Source organism: Janthinobacterium sp. FW305-129, assembly GCF_020858115.1.
GTDB lineage: Bacteria > Pseudomonadota > Gammaproteobacteria > Burkholderiales > Burkholderiaceae_D > Janthinobacterium.
Genome location: NZ_JACYMM010000010.1, coordinates 275,537 through 281,932, shown reverse-complemented (window position 1 = coordinate 281,932; position 6,396 = coordinate 275,537). Strand labels below are relative to the sequence as shown.

The window sequence follows — 6,396 nt, the reverse complement described above, 5'->3', positions numbered from 1 at the left end:
AAGATCGGCGCTGCACTACATCAAATGTCCACACTTATCGACTGTTAATTGTTAAAGAACTGTATTCGGTACTGCTTTCGCGCTATCGACAAAGCGTTGTGTTTGCCAGCTGCGAAGAAGGAAGAGTATGAAGCGTTTCGGCTAATTCGTCAACCTTCTTTTTTTGCCGTTTGCTACTGCATCCGGCTCCCTCTGTTTCGCTAAAACCGCTGCGTCTCATCGGGGAGGCGAATGATATCAAAGACCGTCGAAGTTTGGCAAGCGCTTTTCCAGGAAAGCATGCATGCCTTCTTTTTGTGCAGGCGTACCGAAGGCGGCCTGGAACAAACGGCGCTCGTAGGCGACGCCATCAGTCAGGGTCGTTTCAAAGGCGCGGTTGACGCAATCCTTGATCATCATGGCAACCGAAGTCGGCATGGCGGCGATGGTCTTGGCGGCAGCCAAGGTTTCTTCCAGCAACTTATCGGCCGGTACCACGCGCGACACCAGGCCGATGCGCTCCGCCTCGGCGGCATCGATGGTGCGCGCCGTCAGCAGCAGATCCATGGCCTTGGCCTTGCCGATGGCACGCGGCAGACGCTGCGTACCGCCCGCGCCCGGCGTGACGCCGACCTTGATTTCCGGCTGGCCAAATTTGGCGCTGTCGGCGGCGATCAGGAAATCGCACATCATGGCCAATTCGCAGCCGCCACCGAGCGCATAACCGGCCACGGCGCCCACCACGGGTTTGCGCACGCGCAAGATATGCTCCCAGTTGCGGCTGATGTAGCCCTGGGTAAAGGTATCGGGATACGTGTAGTCGGCCATGGCCGCGATATCGGCGCCGGCGGCAAACGCTTTTTCGCTGCCCGTGAGCACGATACAGCCGATATTCTCGTCCGCATCGAATTTGAGCAAGGCGTCGCCCAGCTCATTCATCATATTGTCGTTCAAGGCGTTCAAGGCCTTGGGGCGGTTCAGGCGTATCAGTGCTACTTTGTCCTGGATGTCGATGATCAGGTCTTCATATTGCATAGTGTCTCCTCTCAATGAACGGTGTGACGATTGTAGCGGCTAACGGCAGCGGCGCGGCAGGTGCGCTGCTATTATTGTGAGCCCGGCCACCTTTATCGAGCAGCGTATTTTCTCCTCCCTCTTCCAGTACTGCGCAAACCACCTGCGCGGCGACGGCAGCGCAGCCAGCGTCAATTTCCGCCGCCTGTGGTTCAGCAACGGCCTCAATTGCTTCGGCGCCCAGATCACCTCGCTGGCCCTGCCCCTGTGCGCGGTATTGTTATTGCATGCGACGCCGGAACAGATGGGCGTGCTGGTCGCCCTGCAGGCGCTGCCGTTTGCCCTCTTCGGCTTGCCCGTCGGCGTGCTGCTGGACCGGCGCAGCAAGCACCCGATCATGCTGTTCAGCGAAAGCATGTCCGGCCTGGCCCTGGCCAGCGTGGCCGTCGCTTACTGGTGCGGCGTACTGTCGATGCCATGGTTATATATAGTGGGATTCGTCATCGGCACGGGCTTCGTCGTCGGCGGCGGCGCCGAACAGGTCTTTTTGACCTTTTTGGTGGGGCGTGACGGCTTGATCGATGCGCAATCAAAATTTGCCGCCACCGAATCGGCTTCGCGCCTGATCGGTCCCGGCCTGGCCGGCGTGCTGGTGCAAGTGCTGTCCGCACCCGTCGCCATCCTGTGTACGGCTTGCGGCTATCTGATTTCCGTCTTCAATCTGCGCGCCATGAGCGTGCGCGACCCACGCCCGGCGCCGTCAAGCAAGCACGCCTTGCGCGACATCGCCGACGGCTTGCTGTTTGTCTGGCGCGAACCGCTGCTGCGCGCGCTGGCCTGGGGCGCCGGTATCTGGCACTTCCTGTTTTACGCCAGCATGGCCTTGACGGTGCTGTTCGCCACGCGCGACCTGGGCATGAGCCCTGGCGTACTGGGCATGACGCAGATGCTGGGCGGTGCCGGCGTCTTGCTCAGCGCCTTCATCGTCAAGCCATTGACGAAGCGCTACGGCGCCGGCCGCACCATCCTGATCGGCCTGGCATCCACCTCCGTGTGCTTTGCCCTGACGCCAACGATTCCCGCCGCACTGTTCGGCAGCGCGGCCGCCAGCGCCGTCGCTTATGCCATATTGATGTTCTTTTTCGATTGCGGCGTGATGCTGTTCTTTATTCCCTACCTGGGCTTGCGCCAGAAGGTCACGCCCGATCCCATGCTGGGCAGGATGACGTCGACCATGCGCTTCCTGACGGTGGCGACGGCGCCGCTGGGTGCGCTGGCCGCCGGCTGGGTGGCGGAACACTTTGGCGTGCGCAATGGTCTGGCCTGCATCGCGGCAGGCAGTATCCTGTTGACGGTCGCCATGGTGTGGGGCACGCCGCTGCGTAGCGTGCGCACCTGAAGCGATGAATGGGCATACACTGACAAAAGATTGCTTTGGCGACACTATTTCTGCCAAAGCCTGCGAGGTTTGATTTACATCAAGGTTTTAATTGATGTAAATCCATAAGCTGTCTGACATCACTTGAGGAGTACGCCATGTTTAACGCCATCTTATTTCCCACCGACGGCTCGCCGCTGTCCGACAAAGCCGCCGAGACCGCCCTCGCCTTCGCCCAATTGAACAAGGCCAAGCTGGTCGCCATCAGCGTGGTGCAGCCTTTCCCGTTCTCGCCGATGGCCGACGGCGGCATCGTGCTCGACGCCAGCCTGTATGAACAACAAATGCAGGAAGCCTCGCAACGCGCCATCGACAAGATCGGCGAAGCGGCACGCGCCGTCGGCGTGCCCTTCGAAGGCGTGGTAGCAGTCTCGCCGAGCCCCCACGAAGAAATCGTCAACGCGGCGCAAACCTATCATTGCGACATCATCCTGATGGCCTCGCATGGCCGCAAGGGCTTGAACAAGCTATTCGTGGGCAGCGAAACGCAAAAAGTGCTGGCGCATACACACTTGCCCGTCATGGTTCTGCGTTAAGCCAGACCATAGCTACCCCGGCGTCGCGCGTAGCAACTCAGCGCGCCGGCGCCTGCTTCGGCAACAACACCCACACGGCGCCGCTCTGCTTCATGCGGCCCGCATTCTCGGCCGCTTCCGCGCCAAAACCAAAGAAGTAATCGACACGGATAGGCCCGTGAATGGCGCCGCCCGTATCTTGCGCCATCACCAGGCGCTGCATGGGAATCTCGCTATTGGCTTGCGTGGTGGACAGGAACACGGGCGCGCCCAACGGCAGGAAGCGCGAATCGATGGCCACCGAACGCTGCGGTGTCAACGGCACGCCCAGCGCGCCCTTCGGACCTACTTTCGGGTCGGGCAGGCGCTCCTCCTTGAAGAAGACATAACTGGGATTGGCATTGAACAATTCATCCTTGCGCGTCGGGTGGCCGGCGATCCACGCCTTGATGCCCTGCGCGGACGCCTGGCTCAGGGTCAGTTCGCCCTTGTCGACCAGGTAGCGGCCGATCGATTTATACGGATGGCCGTTTTGATCCGCATACGCCACGCGCACGGTTTCCTGCGTATCGGTCAGCTGCACGCGGCCGGAACCCTGCACTTGCAGGAAGAACGCCTCGACTTCGTCATCCACCCACAGCAATTCCTTGCCCGTCACGGACGTGGCGCGCTCGATGTCGGCGCGCGTGGCGTACGGTATCACCTTCTTGCCGACCAGCTTGCCCCGCAAGCGCATGTTTTTCAGTTCCGGATACACGCCGGACAAGTCCACCGAGACCAAGTCGTCAGGCACCTTGTACAGCGGTGTCTGGTATGGGCCACCGCGCTTGCGCGCGCCGTGCAGCAGCGGCTCATAGTAGCCGGTCACCAATCCAGTATTGGCGCCATCAGCCGTGACGACTTGATTTGGCACAAAGAAGGTCTCGAAAAACAGGCGGATGGCCTTGTCGCTGTCGGCATTCACCTGACGCGCAATCGTGCACGATTCCTTCCAGTCCGGACGTTTCACCAGCACGCCGCACGAAGCCATGAAGGCGGGCCAGGCGGCGCGCATGTCGTCGCGCGCCCAGCCGGGCAAGGCGGCAAACTTGGCGGGCACGAAGGTGGGCGCCGCCACATCCGTGGCATCCTTGGCATCGGCGGGCTTGGCCGGCACCGGCTTGACGACGGTCGGCGCGATGGGCGGCGCCTTGCCGCTGGCAGCGGGCGGCGCAGGCGGCGTGGTACAGGCGGAAAGTGCAAGCGCGACGGCGCCGATTGAAACGGGTAGACTACCGCGTGTCAACAGACGGCGGGTAAATACTAAGCTGCGGGTAAATAACATAGGGGTGCGTATGTGGATCTTGATGATAGAGGCGCTGGTGGCGTTCTTCTTGCTGGCATTTATAGTCTGGTGGACCATGTATTCGGGCAAAAAGCCCGCACCGCCGGCGCACGAGCAGCTCAGTGAAGAACAGGACAGCACCGAAAAACTGAAATAAGGGGCGCATGCCCCCTGGCGACGCGTCAATGCAGGGTGCGCGGCACCGACAGCACGAACTCGGGAATCGGCGCGTCGAACTGATGGCCATCTTCGGCCACGCAAAAGTACTCGCCGTGCATCGAGCCTTGCGGCGTGGCCAGCATGGTTCCGCTCGTGTATTCGAACTGTTCCCCCGGCTGCAGCAGCGGCTGGTGGCCAACGGCGCCCAGGCCGCGTACCTCTTCCACCTTGTTGTCCGCATCGGTGATGACCCAGTGGCGCGAAATCAGTTGCGCGCCAACAGTGCCACTGTTGACCACGCGAATCGTGTAGCTGAACACGTACCGCCCCTGGTCGGGTGCCGATTGCTCGGGCAGGTACTGCGTCTTGACCGTTACCGTAAATTCATAAGTCGACATCGTCATCCCTTCAGTAGTCATGAATGTCGCGCGTGGCTCAGCGGCCACTGCGCGGCGCATATTCTGTATTTCAATAAAGCATGGTAACGGCGTCAAGCGTAAAATAGCGCATCTTCGCATTTTCTACTCTGAGCCTTTAGCCACCATGACAACATTCCGTATCGCTCCCAGCATCCTGTCAGCCGACTTTGCCCGCCTGGGCGAGGAAGTGCGCAACGTCGTTACCGCCGGCGCCGACATCATTCACTTCGACGTGATGGATAACCATTATGTGCCGAACCTGACCATCGGACCGCTGGTGTGCGAAGCGATCCGCCCGCACGTGCAAGTACCCATCGATGTGCATCTGATGGTCAAGCCTGTCGATCGCATTATCCCGGATTTCGCCAAGGCTGGCGCGAACATCATCACCTTCCACCCGGAAGCGTCGGATCACGTCGACCGTTCCTTGCAGCTGATCCGCGACAACGGCTGCAAATCGGGCCTGGTATTCAACCCGGGCACGCCGCTGCACTACCTGGAACACGTGATGGACAAGATCGACATCATCCTGATCATGTCGGTCAACCCGGGCTTCGGCGGCCAGTCCTTCATTCCGCAAGCGCTGAAGAAAATCGCCGAAGCGCGCCGCATGATCGACGAATCGGGCCGTGACATCATGCTGGAAGTCGATGGCGGCATCAAGATCGACAACATCGCCGCCGCCGCCGCTGCCGGCGCCGACACCTTTGTCGCCGGCTCGGCCATCTTCGGCAAGCCAGACTACAAGGCCGTCATCGACGCCATGCGCGCCGAGCTGGCAGCGGTAAAGGGCGCCTGATGCAAGCGGGCACGGTGAAAGACCACGTACTGGCCGGCGTGCGCGCCGCCATCATCGACCTCGATGGCACGATGCTCGACACCGTGCCCGATTTCCATGTCGCCATCAATGGCATGCGCGCCGAACTGGACTTGCCCCCCATCAGCGCCGACGCCATCAAGCTGATGGTGGGCAAAGGCTCGGAAAACCTGATCCGCACCGTGCTGGCGCTCGACTTCGATGCGGCCGGCGTGGAACAGCGTTTCGAACAGGCGATGGAGGGCTATCAGCGCCACTACCTGGCCATCAATGGCCAGTACAGCACCCTGTACCCGGACGTGGAAGCGGGGCTGGCGGCCATGAAGGCGGCGGGCTTGCGCCTGGCCTGCGTCACCAACAAGCCGATCGCCTTCGCCCTGCCCCTGCTGCAGCAGAAAAAACTCGATGGCTATTTCGAGATCGTCTACGGCGGCGATTCGCTGCCGCAGAAAAAACCACACCCCATGCCGCTGCTGCAAGTGTGTGCGGACTTCGGCCTGCCCCCCGCCAAAGTGGTGGCCATCGGCGACTCGTCGAATGACGCGCAAGCGGCCAGGGCTGCGGCTTGCCCCGTACTGACGGTACCGTATGGCTACAATCACGGACACTCTATACACGATACCGATTCCGATGGTATAGTAAAGACACTGCTCGAAGCAGCCCGTTTTATTGGCATGCAAAACTAAGCGGCATACTGACCAAACCCAACACCATATCGTGAACACGTTTCT

General features: G+C 60.8%; 8 protein-coding genes. 5 read left to right on the top strand and 3 right to left on the bottom strand.

Going from position 1 to position 6,396, the window contains the following annotated elements:
• Positions 1–237: 237 nt before the first annotated feature.
• Positions 238–1,014: an enoyl-CoA hydratase gene (locus IGS61_RS21155; protein ID WP_230541433.1), complete on the bottom strand. Its 777-nt coding sequence runs from the start codon at positions 1,012–1,014 to the stop codon at positions 238–240.
• Between the two features lie 76 nt (positions 1,015–1,090).
• Here IGS61_RS21155 and IGS61_RS21150 point away from each other — a divergent pair, with 76 nt between their 5' ends.
• The gene (locus IGS61_RS21150) at positions 1,091–2,392 is read left to right on the top strand and encodes an MFS transporter (protein ID WP_230541432.1); all 1,302 of its coding nucleotides are present in this window, start codon (positions 1,091–1,093) and stop codon (positions 2,390–2,392) included.
• A gap of 137 nt (positions 2,393–2,529) precedes the next feature.
• Positions 2,530–2,967, top strand: coding sequence for a universal stress protein (locus IGS61_RS21145; RefSeq protein ID WP_230541431.1), 438 nt, complete (start codon positions 2,530–2,532; stop codon positions 2,965–2,967).
• Positions 2,968–3,004: 37 nt separating this feature from the next.
• Here the strand turns inward: IGS61_RS21145 and mltA are convergent, their stop codons facing one another.
• Positions 3,005–4,231 carry a murein transglycosylase A gene (gene mltA / locus IGS61_RS21140; protein ID WP_230541430.1) on the bottom strand — a complete coding sequence of 409 codons (1,227 nt, stop codon included), beginning with the start codon at positions 4,229–4,231 and terminating at the stop codon, positions 3,005–3,007.
• Between the two features lie 49 nt (positions 4,232–4,280).
• On the opposite strand from mltA, the gene IGS61_RS21135 reads away from it, so the two are divergent.
• Entirely contained in the window at positions 4,281–4,427 is a 147-nt protein-coding gene (locus IGS61_RS21135; RefSeq protein ID WP_230541429.1) for a hypothetical protein, read from the top strand.
• Between the two features lie 25 nt (positions 4,428–4,452).
• On the opposite strand, the gene apaG is transcribed toward IGS61_RS21135, so the two are convergent.
• Positions 4,453–4,827 carry a Co2+/Mg2+ efflux protein ApaG gene (gene apaG / locus IGS61_RS21130; protein ID WP_230541428.1) on the bottom strand — a complete coding sequence of 125 codons (375 nt, stop codon included), beginning with the start codon at positions 4,825–4,827 and terminating at the stop codon, positions 4,453–4,455.
• Between the two features lie 145 nt (positions 4,828–4,972).
• On the opposite strand from apaG, the gene rpe reads away from it, so the two are divergent.
• Entirely contained in the window at positions 4,973–5,647 is a 675-nt protein-coding gene (rpe, locus tag IGS61_RS21125; RefSeq protein ID WP_034753544.1) for a ribulose-phosphate 3-epimerase, read from the top strand.
• On the top strand, positions 5,647–6,351 hold the full coding sequence (locus IGS61_RS21120) for a phosphoglycolate phosphatase (RefSeq protein WP_230541427.1): 705 nt from the start codon (positions 5,647–5,649) through the stop codon (positions 6,349–6,351). The genes rpe and IGS61_RS21120 overlap by 1 nt, the downstream gene beginning before the upstream one ends.
• The last annotated feature ends 45 nt before the right edge of the window (positions 6,352–6,396 follow it).